Consider the following 19011-nt stretch of genomic DNA (forward strand, 5'->3'; position numbering starts at 1 on the left):
CCACCGAGTCGGCGGCGACGCGCTCCCCGGCGTCGAGGACGCCGAGGGGCAACCCGGTCCTCAACCGGACCGCGAGCATCACGACTTCGGTGTGCACGTCCTCGGCGCTCAGGCGCTCGCTTCCGCCGACCGGCAGACGTCCGTCCGCGAGGATGCCTGCGTACCGCGCGGGATGCTTGACGTTCCACCACCGGGTTCCGCCGACGTGACTGTGCGCGCCGGGACCCGCTCCCCACCAGTCGCCGCCGTCCCAGTAGCCGAGGTTGTGGGCACAGCGCGCCGAAGGGTCTTGCGCGGCAGCCCAGTTCGATACCTCGTACCAGGTCATGCCTGCATCCCGGAGACGTGCGTCGATCCGCTCGTACCGTGTGGCGAGCACGTCGTCGTCGGGGGCGGGAAGCTCTCCCCGGCGCACCCGCCGGGCGAGCGCGGTGCCGTCCTCGACGATGAGCGCGTACGCGGACACATGATCGACGCCGGCGTCGAGCACCGCGTCGAGAGATGCCTCGAGGTCCGAGTCACGCTCCCCCGGTGTGCCGTAGATGATGTCGAGATTCACGTGGTCGAAGCCCGCTGCGCGGGCCTCCCGCGCCGCCGCGACCGGGCGTCCCGGAGTGTGGGTGCGGTCGAGTACGGCCAGCACGTGCGGCGCGGCGGACTGCATGCCCAGCGAGACCCGGGTGTATCCCGCGGCGCGGATGCGGTCGAAGAATTCGGGCGAGGTCGACTCCGGATTCGATTCGGTGGTCACTTCCGCACCGGGAGCGAGACCGAACGACTCCCGGACGGCGCCGAGGACATCTGCCAGCCCGTCCGCACCGAGGAGCGACGGTGTGCCACCCCCGACGAACACCGTCTGCGCGGCCGGCGCGCCCCGGCCGGTGCCGCCGAGCATCTCCGCGCCGGCGGCGAGTTCCCTGCGCAGGCCCTCGAGCCACGATGCCGGCGAGGCAGCGCTGCCGAGTTCACCCGCCGTGTAAGTGTTGAAGTCGCAGTAGCCGCAGCGCGTCGCGCAGAAGGGGACGTGGACGTACACCCCGAACGGCCGGGTGCCCACTCCCTCGAGGGCGTGCTCGGACAGCGCGAAGCCGTCCTCGGCATCGGCGACACCTGATTTTCCCGCGGTGCGTTCACCGATTTCCGTCGTACTCACACCCCCAGTGTCCCAGACACGCGCGGGCCCGCGACCACGGCCGGGGCGCCTACCTCGACATTTCCCCCGAATTCGGTGGAAATAGCCGCCGAGTTTCGGAATCGCGCCGATGACATGGCACAATTGGCGACATGACCGGACCCGGAGTGCGACTCGTGGCTCGCCGCCACGTCGACCTCAAGCGCGTCTGTGCGTCATGCTGTCTGCCTTGCGCCGCCTGTTTCTGCGCCGACTGTCTGTAGTCGGCACCACCCGGCAATCCCCAGATCCCGCCGGGTCGAGGCGTGCTCGCAACGAGGTACAGCTCCCTCCTGCGCACTCGGCCCGTCAACGCACACTCCAGGAGACCCCGCATGACGTCGTCCACCGACGCCACTCCCACCGACGGTTCGGCAGCCCCAACCCGGCGTGCGGGGCGGCCCACCAAGACTCGCGCCGAAGGCCAGTGGGCTCTCGGCTACCGCGAGCCGCTCAACGCCAACGAGCAGACGAAGAAGGACGACAACCCTCTCAACGTCCGCCGGCGGATCGAAGAGATCTACGCGCACCAGGGCTTCGACAGCATCGACAAGTCCGACCTGCGCGGCCGCTTCCGCTGGTGGGGCCTCTACACGCAGCGCGAACAGGGCTACGACGGTACGTACACCGGTGACGAGAACCTCGACCTGCTCGAGGCCAAGTACTTCATGATGCGGGTGCGATGCGACGGAGGCGCGCTCAGCGCCGCGCAACTGCGCACCGTCGGCGAACTCTCCACCGAGTTCGCCCGCGACACCGCCGACCTGTCCGACCGCGAGAACGTGCAGTACCACTGGATCGAGGTCGAGAACGTTCCCGAGATCTGGCGCCGTCTCGAAGCGGTCGGATTGCAGACCACCGAGGCGTGCGGCGACTGCCCCCGCGTCGTGCTCGGGTCGCCCCTCGCCGGAGAGTCCCTCGACGAGGTCATCGACGGCACCCCGGCCATCGACGAGATCGTCCGCCGCTACATCGGCGACCCGAAATACTCCAACCTGCCGCGCAAGTTCAAGACCGCGATCTCCGGTCAGCAGGACGTCGTGCACGAGATCAACGATGTCGCGTTCGTCGGCGTCGAACATCCCGAGCACGGGCCCGGGTTCGATCTGTGGGTGGGCGGTGGCCTGTCCACCAACCCGATGCTCGCCCAGCGCGTCGGCGCCTGGATCCCGCGCGACGAGGTTCCGGACGTGTGGGAAGCGGTCGTCTCCGTCTTCCGCGACTACGGCTACCGCCGCCTGCGGGCGAAGGCGCGCCTGAAGTTCCTCATCAAGGACTGGGGCATCGAGAAGTTCCGCGAGGTGCTCGAACAGGAGTACCTGAAGCGTCCGCTGATCGACGGTCCCGCGCCCGAGAAACCGGCCCGGCCGATCGACCACATCGGCGTGCAGAAGATTCGCAACGGCCTCAACGCCGTCGGCTTCTCCCCGATCGCGGGACGGGTGTCGGGCACGGTCCTGACGAAGGTCGCGGACGCCGCCGAACGAATCGGTTCCGACCGTATCCGGTTCACCCCGTACCAGAAGCTGGTGATCCTCGACGTCGCCGACGACAAGGTCGAGGAGCTGATCGCCGAACTCGAGCCGCTCGGGCTGCGTGCCCGGCCGTCGCACTGGCGGCGCAACCTGCTGGCGTGCAGCGGAATCGAATTCTGCAAGTTGTCGTTCGTCGAGACCCGCAAGCGCTCGCAGGCACTCGCGCCGGAGCTCGAGCAGCGACTCGCCGACATCAACGCCGACCTCGACGTGCCGATCACGATCAACATCAACGGTTGCCCGAACTCCTGTGGCCGGTCGCAGATCGCGGACATCGGATTCAAAGGCCAGCTCGTCGACGACGGCGACGGGAAACAGGTCGAAGGCTTCCAGGTCCATCTCGGCGGCAGCCTCGGCCTGGACTCCGCATTCGGCCGGAAGCTGCGGCAGCACAAGGTGACCAGCGACGAGCTCGGTGACTACATCGAGCGCGTCGTGCGCAATTTCATGAAGCACCGCACCGAGGGCGAACGTTTCGCGCAGTGGGCCGTACGCGCGGAAGAAGCCGACCTGCGATGACCGAGACAACCGACGAGCGGACGGGGCAGATGACGATCGACACCGCGACAGCCGACGAGCTGCGAGCGATAGCCGCGCGAGGTGCGGAAGAACTGGAAGGCGCGTCCACTCAGGAACTTCTGCGGTGGACCGACGAGACATTCGGGGCGCCCGTCGAGGGCGCACGCAGCGGATACACCGTCGCCTCCAACATGCAGGACGGCGTCCTGGTCCATCTCGCGGCGCAGCAGCGCCCCGGCGTGGACGTGCTGTTCCTCGACACCGGCTACCACTTCGCCGAGACCCTCGGGACCCGCGACGCCGTGGAACAGGTGTACGGCGTCAATGTCGTGAACGCCCGCGCCGCGGCCACCGTCGCCGAGCAGGACGCACTGCTCGGCAAGGATCTGTTCGCCCGCGATCCCAACGAGTGCTGCCGCCTGCGCAAAGTGGTGCCGCTGACCGAGTCCCTCCGGGGCTATCGCGCATGGGTCACCGGTATCCGCCGGGTGGAGGCGCCCACTCGCGCGAATGCGCCGCTGATCTCCTTCGACGATGCGTTCGGCCTCGTGAAGATCAACCCGATCGCCGCGTGGTCCGACGAGGACATGCAGAACTACATCGACGAGCACGGAATTCTGGTCAACCCGCTCGTCGACGAGGGTTACCCGTCCATCGGGTGTGCCCCGTGCACTTCCAAACCACTTCCCGGGGCCGATCCGCGCAGCGGACGCTGGGCCGGCCGAGCCAAGACCGAATGCGGGTTGCACGCCTCATGACACTCACCGATCCGACTCCCACCACTGCCCGCGCCACGCTGGACGGCACCAAGTTCGACACTCTCGACGCACTCGAGTCCGAAGCGATCCACGTCTTCCGTGAGGTCGCCGGGGAGTTCGAGCGGCCGGTGATCCTGTTCTCCGGCGGCAAGGACTCCACCGTCCTGCTGCACCTGGCGATCAAGGCGTTCTGGCCCGCACCGCTGCCGTTCGCGCTGCTGCACGTCGACACCGGGCACAATCTGCCCGAGGTTCTCGACTTCCGCGACCACATCGTCGAGAAGTACAACTTGCGTCTGCACGTCGCGAGTGTCGAGGACTACATCGCCGACGGGCGGCTCACCGAGCGGCCCGACGGTATCCGCAACCCGCTGCAGACCGTCCCGCTGCTCGACGCGATCACCGAGAACCGTTTCGACGCGGTCTTCGGCGGTGGCCGGCGCGACGAGGAACGCTCGCGCGCCAAGGAGCGGATCTTCTCGCTGCGCAACGCATTCGGCCAGTGGGATCCGAAGCGGCAGCGCCCCGAGTTGTGGAACCTCTACAACGGCCGCCACTCCCCCGGAGAGCACGTCCGGGTGTTCCCGCTGAGCAACTTCACCGAACTCGACATCTGGCGCTACATCGCCCGCGAGGACGTCGAACTCGCGAGCATCTACTACGCGCACCAGCGCCCGGTCTACCGGCGCGACGGCATGTGGATGACGCCCGGCGTGTGGGGCGGCCCAGCCGACGGGGAGACCCTCGAAACCCGCTCGGTGCGCTACCGCACCGTCGGCGACGGCTCGACGACCGGCGCGATCCTGTCCGAGGCGGTCACCAACGAAGACATCCTCGACGAGGTCGCCGCGTCGCGGCTGACCGAACGGGGCGCCACCCGGGGCGACGACCGTGTTTCCGAAGCGGCCATGGAAGACCGCAAGCGAGAGGGCTACTTCTGATCATGAGCGACCTCCACGAGCCCGGCCTGCAGAGCGAGACGCAACTGCTGCGCCTCGCCACCGCGGGCAGCGTCGACGACGGTAAGTCCACCCTCGTCGGCCGGCTCCTGTACGACACCAAGTCGGTGCTCGCCGATCAGATCGACGCTGTGACACGAGCTTCGGTCGACAAAGGCCTCGACACCCCGGACCTCTCGCTGCTCGTCGACGGTCTGCGCGCCGAACGCGAACAGGGCATCACCATCGACGTCGCCTACCGGTACTTCGCGACCCCGAAGCGCAGCTTCGTGCTCGCCGACACCCCGGGGCACGTCCAGTACACCCGCAACACCGTCTCCGGCGCCTCGACCGCCCAGCTCGTGGTGCTGCTCGTCGATGCGCGCAAGGGGGTCATCTCTCAGACCCGTAAGCACGCCGCGGTGCTCGCGCTGCTCGGTGTGCCGAAGCTGGTACTCGCGGTCAACAAGATCGACCTCGTCGACGACCCCGCCGAAGTCTTCGGCCGGATCAGTGCGGAATTCAACGAACTGACGGGTTCGCTGGGCTGGTCTCCCGACGACGTGCAGGAGATTCCGGTCTCGGCGCTGCACGGCGACAACATCGCGATCCGGAGCGAGAACACGCCGTACTACGACGGCCCGACGCTGATCGAGCACCTCGAGTCGGTGCCCGTCGACGCCGACGTGCACGGACGGCACGAGGTCGGTCTGCGCTTCGCAGTCCAGTACGTGATCCGGCCCCGTACCGCGGAGTTCCCGGACTACCGCGGGTACGCCGGTCAGATCGCCGCCGGATCGGTCCGGCCCGGCGACGAGATCGTCGTCCTGCCTTCGGGGGTCCGGTCCACGGTGCAGCGCATCGACACCGCCGACGGCGAACTCGACATCGCACACGCCGGTCGCTCGGTCACTCTCGTTCTCACCGACGACGTCGACATCTCCCGCGGCGACCTGCTCGCCTCGCCCGGGGATGCACCCGAACCGCTCTCGGAGTTCGAGGCCACCGTGTGCTGGCTCGCCGAGAAGCCTCTGCGGCCCGGCGCGCGTCTGCTCCTCAAGCACGGCACTCGCACCACCCAGGCGATCGTCGGCACGCTCGAGGAACGATTCGACGAGCAGACCCTCACCTCGGAAGATCACCCGGAGTCCTTGGAGCTCAACGAGATCGCGCGTATCACGGTGCGTGTCGCGGAGCCGATCGCGGCGGACGACTACAAGGTCAACCGGCGTACCGGCAGTTTCCTGCTGATCGACCCGGCCGGCGGCAACACGCTCGCCGCCGGACTGGTGGGCAACGGTCTCGCGGACATCGAACTCGGAGATCGCGTCCCCGCATGATCCCGCTGATCGCCGTCGCGCACGGCAGCCGCGACCCCCGCTCTGCGCGGGCCGTGGCTGCCGCGCTCGCGGTGCTGCGGACAGAGCACCCCGAATGGGATGTGCGCCTCGCATTCCTCGATCTGAACACGCCGTCGGTGCCGCAGGTTCTCGACGCCGTCGCCGCCGACGGGCACCGCCGCGCGGTCGTCGTACCGCTGCTGCTCGGCAGCGCGTTCCATGCCCGCGTCGACCTGCCCGCGATCCTCGCCGACGCACGCACCCGCAATCCCCTGCTGGAGGTGACGCGTGCCGACATTCTCGGCGACGACGCGCTCCTCGTCGCCGCCGCCCGCGACAGCATCGCGTCGACGGGTGTCGCGCTGGACGACCCGTCCGTCGGGGTTGCGTTCTGTGCCGTCGGCTCGCGCCGAGACGAGGCGAATACCGCCACGGCGCGCGTCGTTCCGCGGGTCGCCGACGGCACCGCATGGGCGGCCGTCCCGTGCTACGCCACGGCTGCCGAGCCGACTGCCGCCTCGGCGCTGGGACTGCTGGCCCGGTCCGGGTGCCGCACCCTCGTGGTCGCACCCTGGATGCTCGCTCCGGGGCTTTTGTGGGACCGGGCGTGTGCCGCTGCCGTCGAGGCGCATCCCGGCGTACGTATCGCCCCGACCCTCACCACGCATGCCGCCGTCGGGCACGTCGTCGCGGAGCGTTATCTCGCGGCGGTTCGGCGCGCCACCGTTCGCGCCGCCGCCTGACACGGCCGCCCGCTGCCGGGGATCCGGCTACCGAGAGCCCTGCTGCCCAGAACACGGCTGCCCTGAACACGGCTGCCCGACCTCGTTCGATGTCCTCGCGTTCACTTTTGTCCTATACAAGTAGGTGTTCCATCGAACACGAACGACCTCGGGCTCGGATCACTTCAGGGAGCGCACGTGCAGAACGAGTTACGCCGCTACATCGACCGTCTCCGCACCGAGGGATTCTCCGTGCGCGACGATCACGGCGAAGACCCCGACCTGATCGACATCGAGGGCAAAGCCGTCAACACGTGGCGCAAGAACTACCCGTACGACGAGCGTATGGATCGGGCGACCTACGAAGTCGAGAAATACCTGCTGCAGATCGAACTGCTCAAGTTCCAGGCATGGTCGAAGGAGAACGGCTCGAAGCACGTCATCGTCTTCGAGGGCCGTGACGCCGCCGGCAAGGGCGGCACGATCAAACGTTTCCAGGAATACATCAATGTCCGGCACGCCCGGGTGGTCGCGCTGAACAAGCCGTCCGACCGCGAGCAAGGGCAGTGGTACTTCCAGCGCTACGTCAGGCACTTCCCCACCGCGGGAGAACTCGTGATGTTCGACCGCTCCTGGTACAACCGCGCCGGTGTCGAACGGGTCATGGGATTCTGCACCGACGAGGAGTACGAACAGTTCGTCACGCAGGTCCCGATGTTCGAACAATTGGTCGTCGACTCCGGGATCTCGCTGACGAAATTCTGGTTCTCCGTCACGCGGGACGAGCAGCGCACGCGGTTCGCGATTCGTCAGCTCGACCCGGTGCGGCGCTGGAAGCTCTCCGAAATGGACCTCGAGTCGCTCGAGCGCTGGGAGGAGTACACCGCGGCGAAGGAAGAGATGTTCCTGCGTACCGACACCGACCTCACCCCGTGGACCACGATCAAGTCCAACGACAAGAAGCGCGCGCGGATCAACGCGATGCGCTTTTTCCTCAACCAGTTCGATTACGACGACAAGGACACCCAGGTGGTCTTTCCGGCCGATCCGAACATCGTGCAGCGAGGCAAGGACGCCGTCGGCGACTGAGTATCCGTTCCGACGCGATACGGCAGATTCGTTGCTCGACCGTGCGGCCTACCCCAGACTGAAGAAGACAGGGAGCGAGGATCCATGAGCACAGGAACACCGGCCGAGGGAATCGTGGTGGGGATCGACGGGTCCGACAGCGCGATGTACGCGGCCAGGTGGGCCGCCGCGATCGCACGCAAGCTCGGTGAACCGCTCCGGCTCGTCCACGCCCATCCCGGGGGCCCCGGCGACGACGACGAACCCACGCGCGCCGTGCTCGACGACGCCGAGGCCGCGGTCCTCGACACGGAGACGGCACGCCAGGCGACAGGCGAGCGCATCCCTGTGGGTGAGTTGGCGATCGAGAAGATTCCGGTGGCGGGCCGGCCCGCCAACGCGTTGTCCGACCTGTCGGCGTCGGCGCGGATGATCGTGCTCGGGCACACCACCACCAGCGAACTACAGTCCATGTTCCGCAGGTCCGATGTCGTGTACGTCGCCAACCACGCGGTCTGTCCGGTGGTGTCGTGGCGGAGTGAGAACGGTTTCCAGCCCCCGGACGGACGTCCGATCGTGGTCGGGGTCGACGGCACCGAACTCAGCTCCTCCGCGATCGCGGAGAGCTACATCCTCGCGGCGGCGCTGGAGGCACCGCTCGTCGCCGTGCACACCTGGGTGGAACAGTCCACGATCACGTACGGCGAAGATTCTCGCTTCACGGACTGGACGGATTTCGCGACGTTCGAGAGGGCCGGAATGGTGGAGTCCATGTCCGGCTGGGCTTCCCGATTTCCCGATGTGCAGGTCGAGCACCGGGTCGAGCGCGGCAAGCCCGACATCGTCCTGCTCCAGCACTCGGCCGATGCACAGCTGCTCGTCGTCGGCAGCCACGGCCGCAGCGCGAAGTCGTCCGCGATACTCGGCTCGACCAGCCAGGGACTCATCCACCACAGCTACTGCCCGGTGGCGATCTGCCGCACTAGGTGACGGGGACCGCGTCCAGTTGCGGCGCCCTCGTGGCGCGGGCGTAGACGGTCTCGCCCGCAGCCAACCCGAGGGCGTGCGCGTCTCCGCGGGTGACCTGGGCCGAGAACGGCTCGCCCGTCGCCTCGTTGCGCAACTCCACTCGCACCTCGAAACCGAGGTGCACGACGCGTTCGACGGTGGCGCGGGTGATGCCCAGTGTCTCGGCCGTTCCCTCGTGCTGCGCCAGCGCGAGTTCCGGCTGCCGTCCGAGCCGGATGTCGTGAGGTCGTACGAGTTGGCCGTTGAGCTTGGATACGGTGCCGAGGAACGACATCACGAAGGTGTTGGACGGCCGGTCGTACAACTCTTCCGGGGTTCCGACCTGCTCGATGCGGCCCTGATTCATCACCGCGATGCGGTCGGCGACGTCGAGCGCTTCTTCCTGGTCGTGAGTCACCAGCACCGTGGTGACGTGAACTTCGTCGTGCAGACGGCGCAACCAGGTACGCAGGTCGGTGCGGACCTTGGCGTCGAGTGCGCCGAACGGCTCGTCGAGAAGCAGCACACGGGGATCGACCGCGAGTGCTCGCGCCAGGGCCATGCGCTGGCGCTGACCACCCGAGAGTTGCGCGGGGTAGCGGGACTGGAAACCGCCCAGGCCGACGATCTCGAGGAGTTCGTTGACCTTCTTCTCGATCTCCGGCTTGGGCCGCTTGCGGATCTTCAGCCCGAACGCGACGTTCTCCCGCACCGTCATGTGCTTGAACGCGGCGTAGTGCTGGAAGACGAATCCGATATCGCGCTTCTGCGGCGTCACGGTGGTCACGTCCTCACCCGCGATGTGGACGGTGCCGCCGTCCAGCGACTCGAGACCCGCGATGGACCGCAGCAACGTCGACTTCCCGGACCCGGACGGCCCGAGCAGCGCGGTGAGCGACCCCGACGGGATGTCGAGGCTGACATCGTCGAGTGCCGCGAAGCTGCCGTAATTCTTGCGTGCCCCGGTGACGGTGATCATTCTTCGGTGCTCCTCTTGCGGTCGAGCAGGGTCATCAGCAGCAGGACGATCACCGCGATGGCCATGAGCAGGGTCGCGGCGCTGTAGGCGCCGAAGGTGTTGTGGTCGTCGATGTAGCGGGCATGCACGAGCAGAGTCAAGGTCTGGGAAACACCGGGGAAGCCCGACGAGACCATGATGACGGCACCGAACTCACCGAGCGCGCGGGCAACGGTCAGCACCACTCCGTAGGTCAGTCCCCAGCGGATGGCCGGCAGCGTGATCCGCCAGAACGTCTGCCAGGTATCGGCCCCGAGGGTCGCGGCTGCCTGTTCCTGTTCCTCACCGATCTCGTACAGGACCGGTTCGACCTCGCGGACCACGAACGGCAGGGTCACGAAGATCGTGGCGATCACCATGCCGGGGAGCCCGAAGATCACCTTGAATCCGAGGGATTCGACGGCACCGAACCAGCCGTTGGCACCCCACAGCATGATCAGCGCGACACCGACCACGATCGGCGACACGGCGAACGGCAGGTCGACGACGGCTTGCAAGAGGCGGCGGCCGGGAAACCGGCCACGGACGAGTGCGAGCGCCACGACGATGCCGAACACCACGTTGACGGGTACGACGATCGCGACGATCAGCAGCGAAAGATTCAGGGCGGAGATCGCCGCCGGGGTGCTGATCGACTCGGCGAAGGCGCCGATTCCGTTCTCGAACGTGCGGTACAGGATCACGCCGATGGGCACGAGCAACAGGACGAACAGATACCCGAGCGCGATCGTGCGCAGCGAGATCTTGACGGGAAGCGACACGTTCACCGGTCGTTCTCCTGTCTGCGGAGGCCACGGCTCGCGACCCAGCGGAGCACGAAGAGGGCGACGAAGGCGATGAGCAGCAGCACCACCGACACGGCCGCGGCATTGACGGGCCGATCGATCTCGATCTGCTGCTGGATGTACTGGGAAGCGACCTGGGTCTGATACGGAATGTTGCCGCCGATGAGCACGATCGAGCCGTATTCACCGATGGCACGCGCGAACGCCAGGCCGGTGCCGCCGAGAATTGCCGGCGCGAGCACCGGCAGGACCACGGTGCGGAAGATCGTGAAGTTGTTCGCCCCGAGCGACGCGGCAGCCTCCTCCACCTCCCGGTCCACCTCGATGAGTACCGGCTGCACGGCCCGGACGACGAACGGCAGCGTGACGAACGCCAGGGCGATCACCAGGCCGGGCTGGGTCGCGTTCAGTTGCAGCCCGATGGGACTCTGCGGCCCGTACAGCGAGAGCAGCACGATGCTCGCGACGATCGTCGGCAGGGCGAACGGCAGGTCGATCAGCGCGTTGACGACCTTCTTACCGGGAAACTCGTCGCGGACGAGGACCCAGGCGACGATCGTGCCCATCACCGCGTTGATCGCGGCGACCACGATCGAGACGCCGACGGTCACGCGCAGGGTTGCGACGGCAGCGGGAGCGGTGACCGCGTTCCAGAACCCACCGAATCCGTCCGACAGCGAATGGGCGGCAAGCGCAGCGAGGGGCAACAGGACGATCAGGCTCAGCCACAGCGTGGCCACGCCGATCCCGAGAGGTCCGACGGTGCCGGTGATCCGTGCTCTGCGTGTGCGACGACGAGCCGCCGGCGCGGGAGGCGTTGCTCCCGCACCGGCAGTCTGCTCGGAAATGCTCAAGACGACGCTCTACTTCGTGGCGTTGTCGTAGACGATCGCGATCGAGCCGGAACCGTCCGCGAACAGTTCTTCGTTGACCGTGTCCCAGCCGCCGAGATCGGCGACGGTCCACAGCTTCTCCGGCTCCGGGAAGTCCGCGGCGAACTCTGCCGCCACGGCAGGATCGACGGGCCGGAACCCGGCCTCGGCCCACAGACGCTGGCCTTCGGGGGTGTAGAGGAAGTCGTTGAACGCCTGCGCCTTCTCGGCGTTCGGCGAGTTCTTCAGGACCGCGGCAGGATTCTCGATCTTGAATGTGACAGGCGGAGTGACGTGTTCGACGGGGTCACCGTTGCGCTCGATGAACAAGGCTTCGTTCTCGTAGCTCAGGAGAACGTCGCCGGTCCCCTGCAGGAACGTCTCGGTTGCCTCGCGCCCCGACTTCGGCTGGACCTTGACATGATCGTTGACCAGGGCGGTGACGTAGTCGATCCCGGCCTGCGGGTCTTCACCACCGTTGCTGAGGGCCGCGTACGGTGCCAGCAGATTCCATTTCGCGGAGCCCGAACTGAACGGATTGGGGGTGACCACCTCGACGTCGGGACGTAGGAGATCGTTCCAGTCCCGGATGTTCTTGGGGTTTCCCTCACGCACCACGATGGTGACGACCGAGCCGAACGGCACACCCCCGTAAGCGTTTTCGTTCCACGCTTCGTCGACGAGCCCGGCCTCGACGAGGCGGGTGACATCGGGCTCGACGGAGAAGTTCACGAAGTCGGCCGCGGCCCCGTCACGCACCTTCCGCGACTGGTCCCCCGACGCTCCGTAGGACTGCTGGAAAGCGACGTCCGTGCCCGCTTCGGTTTCCTCGAAGGCAGGGATGAGCAGGTCGTATCCGACCTTCGGCACGGCGTAGGCGTAGAGGTTGATCGTGCCGGCGGAGCCGTCGCCGCCACCCTCGGCGCCTGCGGTGTCGCTCGACCCGCCGCTGCACGCGGTCAGTGCCGTCACGGTGGCCGCCGCCACTGCGGCAACGAGAACTCTGGTGCGCTTCTTCATGACACAAGCCTCCTGAGGGGCTGTTCGGTGAGGTGATCGAACGGACGACGGCAACGCCACCCGGCACACCACGAACCGGGGTGAGTCAGGGCGACGGAATCATCCGTGAGGGGAGCGCGGCGGACAGGAGCGAGAAGACTCCCCGCCGAAAAGAGGGACCGGGTCGAGAAACAGGGTCAGCGACAACAGTCGATATCGGCAACCGAGGGCATACCTACAGCGATCAACGCCAGTTCATGGCGGATTCGAGGTAGCGCGGTCGCGGTCACTCGGCAGACTCTAGCAGAGGCTGTGGGGCTCCCGAAACCGACGTTTCGGGCGACGAAGCAGGTGTCAGCGGGTCAGTAACCAGGCGATGACGACGAGCAGCAGCAGGGCGATCAGCGCCAGGGTCACACGCGAGCGCGGCATGTCAGCAATCCTCCGGGTCCGGGGCGGGCGATACGGGTTCGCGGCGTCCGACCATCGCGAACGCTCCGGCGATCACGCGGTCCAGCAGCCAGGCGACGCCTCCGCACAGCGGCACCAGTACGACGAGTACGAGTGCCGACTGCGGCACAAAGGACAGTCCCGCGAGCCACAGCTCGAAACCGTCCCACCACGATGCCAGTCGATCCACTCTCCTCACCTTAGTGGCTGCCGGAACTCCTCCGTACGCAGCCCGGCAATGCCGCCCCGGACCGCTCCCTTCGCGGGATCATGGGGGGATGGCTTCGTCACACCGCCTCCGGGTCGCCGCACTGCACGACAGCCCGCATCCGCCGATCGACGATTACGCGTTCCTGTCCGACTGTGAGACGACGTGCCTGATGGCGCGCGACGGATCGGTGGAATGGATGTGCCTGCCGCGCCCGGACTCCCCCAGCGTGTTCGGCGCGGTCCTCGACCGCAGTGCCGGCCGGTTCCGTCTCGCACCGCACAACCGCAGCGTTCCGGCGGCGCGCCGTTATCTGCCCGGCGGGCTCGTCCTCGAGACGACGTGGCAGACCGACACGGGCTGGATGGTGGTGCGCGACGCGCTGGTGATGGGGCCCTGGTACGACGTCGACGAACGCTCCCGCACCCATCGGCGCACCCCGTCGGACTGGCAGGCCGAGCACGTTCTGCTCCGTACCGTTCGCTGCGTCAACGGCACGGTCGAACTGGACATGTCGTGCGAGCCCGCCTTCGACTACCACCGGTGCGGCGCCGAGTGGCGGTACACCGGAAAGGTATACGAGGAAGCGACGGCGATGTGGGCCGGCGCACCCGACGAACAACCTCAGTTGCGGTTGACCACCAACCTCCGGATCGGCATCGAGGGTGGTGAAGCACGCGCCCGCACCCGGCTCGACAAGGGTGACTCGGTGTTCGTCGCACTGTCGTGGTCGGAACTGACGCCGCCGCGGACGTTCGCCGACGCGGTCGCGAAGATGACCAGCACGCAGGACTTCTGGCGGGAATGGATCACCACCGGGCGCTTCCCGGATCATCCCTGGCGTACCTATCTGCAGAGCAGCGCCGTGATCCTCAAGGGTCTGACCTACGCCCCCACCGGCGCACTGCTTGCGGCACCGACCACTTCCCTTCCGGAAACCCCTGGTGGAGAACGAAACTGGGACTACCGTTACGCCTGGGTTCGCGACTCGACGTTCGCACTGTGGGGCCTGCACACACTCGGGCTGGACCGCGAAGCCGACGATTTCTTCTCGTTCATCCTCGACGTCTCGCAGAACGCCGACGGGAGCGACCGGACACTGCAGGTGATGTACGGGGTGGGTGGCGAGAGCTCTCTTCCCGAGTCGACACTCGACCATCTCAGCGGATACGACGGCGCCAAGCCGGTCAGGATCGGAAACGACGCGTATCAGCAACGCCAGCACGATATCTGGGGAACTCTTCTCGACTCCGTGTACCTGCACGTGCGTTCTCGGCGGCAGATCCCCGAATCGCTGTGGCCGATCTTGCGTCAGCAGGTCGAGGAAGCTGCCGCTCATTGGCGCGAACCGGACAGGGGCATATGGGAAGTGCGCGGCGACCCGCAGCATTTCACGTCGTCGAAGGTGATGTGCTGGGTAGCTCTCGATCGCGGCGCGAAGCTTGCCGACCTGCACGGCCGGGACACCCACGCACGGCGGTGGGCAGCGACCGCCGACGAGATCAAGGCAGACATTCTCGAGCACGGCGTCGACGAAAGAGGCGTGTTCACACAGCGATACGGACACCCGTCACTCGACGCCTCTACCCTGCTGATCCCGTTGCTGCGCTTCCTTCCCGCCGACGACCCCCGGGTGCGCGCGACGGTACTGGCCGTGGCCGACGAGCTGACCGAAGACGGACTGGTGCTGCGCTATCGCGTCGAGACCACCGACGACGGACTCTCGGGCAAAGAGGGAACCTTCACGATCTGCTCGTTCTGGCTGGTGTCGGCACTCGTGGAGATCGGGGAAGTCGAACGCGCCGCAGCGCTCTGCCATCGCCTGCTCGAGTTCGCCAGTCCGTTGAAGTTGTACGCGGAGGAGATCGATCCCGAATCCGGCCGGCATCTCGGCAACTTCCCGCAGGCGTTCACGCACCTGGCGCAGATCAACGCGGTGGTGCACGTCATCCGCGCCGAGAGCAGAGTCCACACGGGGGAATTCCGCCCGGGACACCCGATCACCTGACCGGTGTCGTTCCCGCCGCCCCGCGTCAGCGGAAACGGGCCAGAAGCGCTTCCGCTGACGCCGCGATCTCGCGGATGACCTGTCCCGCGGGTCGCTCCTCCCGCACCGAACCGACAGCCTCCCCCGCGTAGACCACACCGATATCGGGATCGTCGCCGGTGTACGCCTCGGCGAGGACGTCCTCGTCGGCGACTGTGCCGTGGAAGCGGTCGGTGAACGCATTCGTCAGCGCGCGCCCACCCCACCGTGACGGCCACGGTTGATGCCGAGCCTTGTCGAAGATGTCGGTGTAGACGGTATCCGCGCTCCCGGCGTCGACGACCTTCGTGCGCGCGTACTCGGGGCCGACCGTTTCCGGGCTCGCCAGCAGCGCGGTCCCGACGAACGCGCCCTGCGCCCCGGCTGCCAGAACCGCGGCGAGTCCCCGTCCGGTGGCGATTCCGCCCGCGGCGAGCACCGGCAGCGACGTGGACTCGAGAACCTCCTGGAGCAGCGGCAGAGTGCCGACCCTGCCCGTGTGCCCGCCGGCCTCGTGTCCCTGGGCGACGACGGCATCCACGCCCGCCGCCTCGACGACCCGCAGGTCGTCGAGCGTGTTGATCTGCGAGAGGACCAGCGCACCGGCCTCGCGGACCCGGTCGACGTACGGGGCCGGATCGCCGAACGACAACGCGACCACCTGTGGGCGGTGCGCGAGTACAGCAGCGAGCAGTGAATCGTCGTCGGCCAGCGACCACGTCATCAGCCCGAACCCGACCGGCCCGTCCCCGATGTCGCGGGCGACGCGCACTTCGGCGTCGAGCCACTCGGGGGTGTTGTACCGGGCCGCTCCGATGAGTCCGAGGCCGCCGGCTTTGGTCACCTCTCCCGCCAGCACACCCCCGGCGCGCCCGCCCATCGGCGCCCCCACGAGCGGGACGGAGATTCCGAGTGTCCGGGTCAGCCAGGTGTCGAGCACTGGTTCTCCTTCGTGGGGCCGCGCGAGAACTACTCCGGGAACTACTTCTTGGGCTTGTCGGACGCGGCGTCGGACGAGAGCGCCGCGACGAATGCCTCCTGCGGCACCTCGACACGACCGATCGTCTTCATGCGCTTCTTGCCTTCCTTCTGCTTCTCGAGCAGCTTGCGCTTACGGCTGATGTCGCCGCCGTAGCACTTCGCGAGCACATCCTTCCGGATGGCCCGGATATTCTCGCGCGCAATGATTTTCGATCCGATCGCCGCCTGGATCGGCACCTCGAACTGCTGACGCGGAATCAGCTCACGCAGCTTGGTGGTCATCTTGTTGCCGTACGCGGCCGCAGCGTCCTTGTGCACGATCGCACTGAAGGCATCGACGGCTTCGCCCTGCAACAAGATGTCCACTTTCACCAACGCCGATTCCTGCTCGCCGGACTCCTCGTAATCGAGGCTGGCGTAGCCGCGGGTGCGCGACTTCAGGGAATCGAAGAAGTCGAAGATGATCTCCGCCATCGGCAGCGTGTACCGCAACTCGACGCGGGTCTCGGAGAGGTAGTCCATGCCACCGAGCTCGCCGCGGCGGGACTGGCACAACTCCATGATCGAGCCGATGAATTCGCTGGGCGAGATGATCGTGCACTTGACGATCGGCTCGTAGATCGCCCTGGCCTTGCCCTCGGGCCAGTACGACGGGTTGGTGACGATGGTTTCCTGACCGCCCTCGAGCACCACGCGGTAGACGACGTTCGGCGCGGTGGAGATGAGATCGAGGCCGAACTCGCGCTCGAGACGTTCTCTCGTGATCTCCATGTGCAGCAGACCGAGGAAGCCACACCGGAAACCGAACCCGAGCGCGACCGACGTCTCGGGCTCGTAGGTCAGCGCGGCGTCGTTGAGTTGCAGCTTGTCGAGCGCATCGCGCAGGTCCGGGTAGTCCGAGCCGTCGACGGGGTAGAGACCCGAGTACACCATGGGCCGCGGCTCGCGGTATCCCGTGAGCGGTTCGGTGGCGCCGTTGCGCGCGAGCGTCACGGTATCGCCGACCTTCGACTGACGCACGTCCTTCACGCCGGTGATGAGGTACCCGACCTCGCCGACGCCGAGGCCCTGGGTGGGCTTGGGCTCGGGCGAGACGATGCCGACCTCGAGCAGTTCGTGCGTGCTGCCGGTGGACATCATCTTGACCTTCTCGCGCGGCACGATCCTGCCGTCCACCACGCGCACGTACGTGACGACACCGCGGTAGGTGTCGTACACGGAGTCGAAGATCATGGCGCGCGCCGGCGCGTCGGCATCACCGACGGGAGGCGGCACCTTCCGGATCACCTCGTCGATCAGAGCCGGGACGCCTTCGCCCGTCTTGCCCGACACGCGGAGAACGTCCGACGGCTCGCATCCGATGATGTTCGCGATCTCGGCGGCGTAGCGATCGGGATCCGCGGCGGGCAGATCGATCTTGTTGAGGACCGGAATGATCGTCAGGTCCTTGTCGAGCGCGAGGTACAGGTTCGCGAGCGTCTGCGCTTCGATGCCCTGCGCCGCGTCGACCAGCAGCACCGCACCCTCACAGGCCTCGAGTGCTCGCGACACCTCGTAGGTGAAGTCGACGTGGCCGGGCGTGTCGATCAGGTGCATCACGTACTCTTCGCCGTCGTACTTCCACGGAAGCCGGACGTTCTGCGCCTTGATCGTGATGCCACGTTCGCGCTCGATGTCCATGCGGTCGAGGTACTGCGCGCGCATCTGCCTTTCCTCGACGACGCCGGTGAGCTGCAGCATCCGGTCCGCGAGCGTCGACTTGCCGTGGTCGATGTGCGCGATGATGCAGAAGTTCCGAATCTTCCCGGGGTCCGTGAAGGTGGTGTCGGCGAAGGTGCTGATGTCGTGCTCCTGACTCGGGATGGCAACGGTCGTGCAGACCGCGGTCACACCAGCAGAATATCCAAGCCTGCGCGTGCTCGGGACCCCGGCCGGGGCTCGGCTCACCGAGCCCGGTGCTCACCGGCTCGCTAAGCTCGGTCCTCGTGGCTGGCACATGGAAGAAACTAGGCATGCAACTGGGCCGCCTCGCGGCCCAGCAGGGCCCGAAACTGTACAAGCAACTGCAGCAATCCGGAGCGCTGGACAAGGCTCGGACCGCTATCGGTAACGCGGCCGCCGGAACGGCCGCGGGCGGCACGGCCGCGGCTACCCGCGGTCCGGTACCGGGACGCCCGGTGGCGTCGCACAGCGCTCCCACGGCGCAGCGCGCCCGGCGAGTCGCGTACTCCCCGGATCTGGACGGCCGTGCCGATCCCGGTGAGATCGTCTGGACCTGGGTTGCCTACGAGGAGGACGCGAGCCAGGGCAAGGACCGGCCGGTCCTCGTCGTGGGCCGCGACGGCCACACGCTGCTGGGCCTGATGCTGTCGTCGAACAGCGACCGCGACGGACATCCGGACTGGGTCGGGATCGGTAAGGGACGCTGGGACCCGGAGGGCCGGCCGAGCTGGATCCGGCTCGATCGCGTGATCGACGTGCCCGAGGACGGCATCCGCCGGGAGGGCGCGATCCTCGAGCGGTCGCGGTTCGAGCAGGTCGCGAGCCGGCTCCGGTCCGACTACAGCTGGCAGTAACCGCCCACAACCGGCGATACCGGCACGAGACGACGCC

18 protein-coding genes are annotated in these 19011 nt (G+C 67.3%); 9 read left to right on the forward strand and 9 right to left on the reverse strand.

Translation table 11 applies throughout. The annotated features are described in order from the left end of the window. Positions 1–1153: radical SAM family heme chaperone HemW (gene hemW, locus ACFWBU_RS19900; protein ID WP_378529050.1), on the reverse strand; the 1153-nt coding region annotated here is incomplete at its 3' end. A gap of 353 nt (positions 1154–1506) precedes the next feature. Between hemW and ACFWBU_RS19905 the strand changes: the two genes are divergently transcribed. The 7 genes from ACFWBU_RS19905 to ACFWBU_RS19935 all read left to right on the forward strand — a co-directional run bounded on the left by ACFWBU_RS19905 (position 1507) and on the right by ACFWBU_RS19935 (position 9041). Beyond that, entirely contained in the window at positions 1507–3225 is a 1719-nt protein-coding gene (locus ACFWBU_RS19905) for a nitrite/sulfite reductase (RefSeq protein ID WP_169620324.1), read from the forward strand. Between the two features lie 29 nt (positions 3226–3254). Beyond that, the gene (locus tag ACFWBU_RS19910) at positions 3255–3983 is read left to right on the forward strand and encodes a phosphoadenylyl-sulfate reductase (protein ID WP_378529056.1); all 729 of its coding nucleotides are present in this window, start codon (positions 3255–3257) and stop codon (positions 3981–3983) included. Further along, positions 3980–4924, forward strand: coding sequence for a sulfate adenylyltransferase subunit CysD (gene cysD / locus ACFWBU_RS19915; RefSeq protein WP_169620325.1), 945 nt, complete (start codon positions 3980–3982; stop codon positions 4922–4924). Before ACFWBU_RS19910 ends, cysD begins: the two co-directional genes overlap by 4 nt. Before the next feature lie 2 nt (positions 4925–4926). After that, on the forward strand, positions 4927–6261 hold the full coding sequence (locus ACFWBU_RS19920) for a sulfate adenylyltransferase subunit 1 (RefSeq protein WP_169620326.1): 1335 nt from the start codon (positions 4927–4929) through the stop codon (positions 6259–6261). Further along, positions 6258–7004, forward strand: coding sequence for a sirohydrochlorin chelatase (locus ACFWBU_RS19925; RefSeq protein WP_169620327.1), 747 nt, complete (start codon positions 6258–6260; stop codon positions 7002–7004). Before ACFWBU_RS19920 ends, ACFWBU_RS19925 begins: the two co-directional genes overlap by 4 nt. A gap of 177 nt (positions 7005–7181) precedes the next feature. Further along, positions 7182–8072, forward strand: a complete 891-nt coding sequence (gene ppk2, locus ACFWBU_RS19930) for a polyphosphate kinase 2 (protein WP_169620328.1) — start codon at positions 7182–7184, stop codon at positions 8070–8072. An 84-nt stretch (positions 8073–8156) separates the two neighbouring features. Next, on the forward strand, positions 8157–9041 hold the full coding sequence (locus tag ACFWBU_RS19935) for a universal stress protein (protein WP_378529052.1): 885 nt from the start codon (positions 8157–8159) through the stop codon (positions 9039–9041). On the opposite strand, the gene ACFWBU_RS19940 is transcribed toward ACFWBU_RS19935, so the two are convergent. From ACFWBU_RS19940 to ACFWBU_RS19965, 6 genes are all read right to left on the reverse strand, one after another. Beyond that, positions 9034–10038, reverse strand: a complete 1005-nt coding sequence (locus ACFWBU_RS19940; protein WP_169620330.1) for a sulfate/molybdate ABC transporter ATP-binding protein — start codon at positions 10036–10038, stop codon at positions 9034–9036. The two genes, ACFWBU_RS19935 and ACFWBU_RS19940, sit on opposite strands and share 8 nt — an antisense overlap. Next, on the reverse strand, positions 10035–10844 hold the full coding sequence (cysW, locus tag ACFWBU_RS19945; RefSeq protein ID WP_169620331.1) for a sulfate ABC transporter permease subunit CysW: 810 nt from the start codon (positions 10842–10844) through the stop codon (positions 10035–10037). The genes ACFWBU_RS19940 and cysW overlap by 4 nt, the downstream gene beginning before the upstream one ends. Further along, positions 10841–11635, reverse strand: coding sequence for a sulfate ABC transporter permease subunit CysT (cysT, locus tag ACFWBU_RS19950; RefSeq protein ID WP_378529057.1), 795 nt, complete (start codon positions 11633–11635; stop codon positions 10841–10843). The genes cysW and cysT overlap by 4 nt, the downstream gene beginning before the upstream one ends. Positions 11636–11725: 90 nt before the next feature. After that, on the reverse strand, positions 11726–12754 hold the full coding sequence (locus ACFWBU_RS19955) for a sulfate ABC transporter substrate-binding protein (RefSeq protein WP_169620333.1): 1029 nt from the start codon (positions 12752–12754) through the stop codon (positions 11726–11728). Between the two features lie 176 nt (positions 12755–12930). After that, complete coding sequence (locus tag ACFWBU_RS19960) at positions 12931–13023, reverse strand: Ms4533A family Cys-rich leader peptide (protein WP_367113025.1); 93 nt, start codon at positions 13021–13023, stop codon at positions 12931–12933. A 143-nt stretch (positions 13024–13166) separates the two neighbouring features. Continuing rightward, positions 13167–13373 carry a hypothetical protein gene (locus ACFWBU_RS19965; RefSeq protein WP_169620334.1) on the reverse strand — a complete coding sequence of 69 codons (207 nt, stop codon included), beginning with the start codon at positions 13371–13373 and terminating at the stop codon, positions 13167–13169. Between the two features lie 88 nt (positions 13374–13461). Here ACFWBU_RS19965 and ACFWBU_RS19970 point away from each other — a divergent pair, with 88 nt between their 5' ends. Then, the gene (locus tag ACFWBU_RS19970) at positions 13462–15399 is read left to right on the forward strand and encodes a glycoside hydrolase family 15 protein (RefSeq protein ID WP_378529054.1); all 1938 of its coding nucleotides are present in this window, start codon (positions 13462–13464) and stop codon (positions 15397–15399) included. A 25-nt stretch (positions 15400–15424) separates the two neighbouring features. On the opposite strand, the gene ACFWBU_RS19975 is transcribed toward ACFWBU_RS19970, so the two are convergent. Further along, the gene (locus tag ACFWBU_RS19975; protein WP_378529055.1) at positions 15425–16357 is read right to left on the reverse strand and encodes an NAD(P)H-dependent flavin oxidoreductase; all 933 of its coding nucleotides are present in this window, start codon (positions 16355–16357) and stop codon (positions 15425–15427) included. A gap of 41 nt (positions 16358–16398) precedes the next feature. After that, complete coding sequence (gene lepA, locus ACFWBU_RS19980; RefSeq protein ID WP_296549240.1) at positions 16399–18288, reverse strand: translation elongation factor 4; 1890 nt, start codon at positions 18286–18288, stop codon at positions 16399–16401. A 95-nt stretch (positions 18289–18383) separates the two neighbouring features. Between lepA and ACFWBU_RS19985 the strand changes: the two genes are divergently transcribed. After that, entirely contained in the window at positions 18384–18974 is a 591-nt protein-coding gene (locus ACFWBU_RS19985) for a type II toxin-antitoxin system PemK/MazF family toxin (RefSeq protein ID WP_169620337.1), read from the forward strand. The last annotated feature ends 37 nt before the right edge of the window (positions 18975–19011 follow it).

It is taken from the genome of Rhodococcus sp. NPDC060084, assembly GCF_042730335.1.
Lineage (GTDB): Bacteria > Actinomycetota > Actinomycetes > Mycobacteriales > Mycobacteriaceae > Rhodococcus.

What these genes read in the sequence shown, in the direction of transcription:
- ACFWBU_RS19905 (WP_169620324.1), top strand. Translation starts at nt 1,507, where the DNA reads ATGACGTCGTCCACCGACGCCACTCCCACCGACGGTTCGGCAGCCCCA.
- ACFWBU_RS19910 (WP_378529056.1), top strand. Translation starts at nt 3,255, where the DNA reads ATGACGATCGACACCGCGACAGCCGACGAGCTGCGAGCGATAGCCGCG.
- cysD (WP_169620325.1), top strand. Translation starts at nt 3,980, where the DNA reads ATGACACTCACCGATCCGACTCCCACCACTGCCCGCGCCACGCTGGAC.
- ACFWBU_RS19920 (WP_169620326.1), top strand. Translation starts at nt 4,927, where the DNA reads ATGAGCGACCTCCACGAGCCCGGCCTGCAGAGCGAGACGCAACTGCTG.
- ACFWBU_RS19925 (WP_169620327.1), top strand. Translation starts at nt 6,258, where the DNA reads ATGATCCCGCTGATCGCCGTCGCGCACGGCAGCCGCGACCCCCGCTCT.
- ACFWBU_RS19935 (WP_378529052.1), top strand. Translation starts at nt 8,157, where the DNA reads ATGAGCACAGGAACACCGGCCGAGGGAATCGTGGTGGGGATCGACGGG.
- ACFWBU_RS19940 (WP_169620330.1), bottom strand. Translation starts at nt 10,038, where the DNA reads ATGATCACCGTCACCGGGGCACGCAAGAATTACGGCAGCTTCGCGGCA.
- ACFWBU_RS19955 (WP_169620333.1), bottom strand. Translation starts at nt 12,754, where the DNA reads ATGAAGAAGCGCACCAGAGTTCTCGTTGCCGCAGTGGCGGCGGCCACC.
- ACFWBU_RS19970 (WP_378529054.1), top strand. Translation starts at nt 13,462, where the DNA reads ATGGCTTCGTCACACCGCCTCCGGGTCGCCGCACTGCACGACAGCCCG.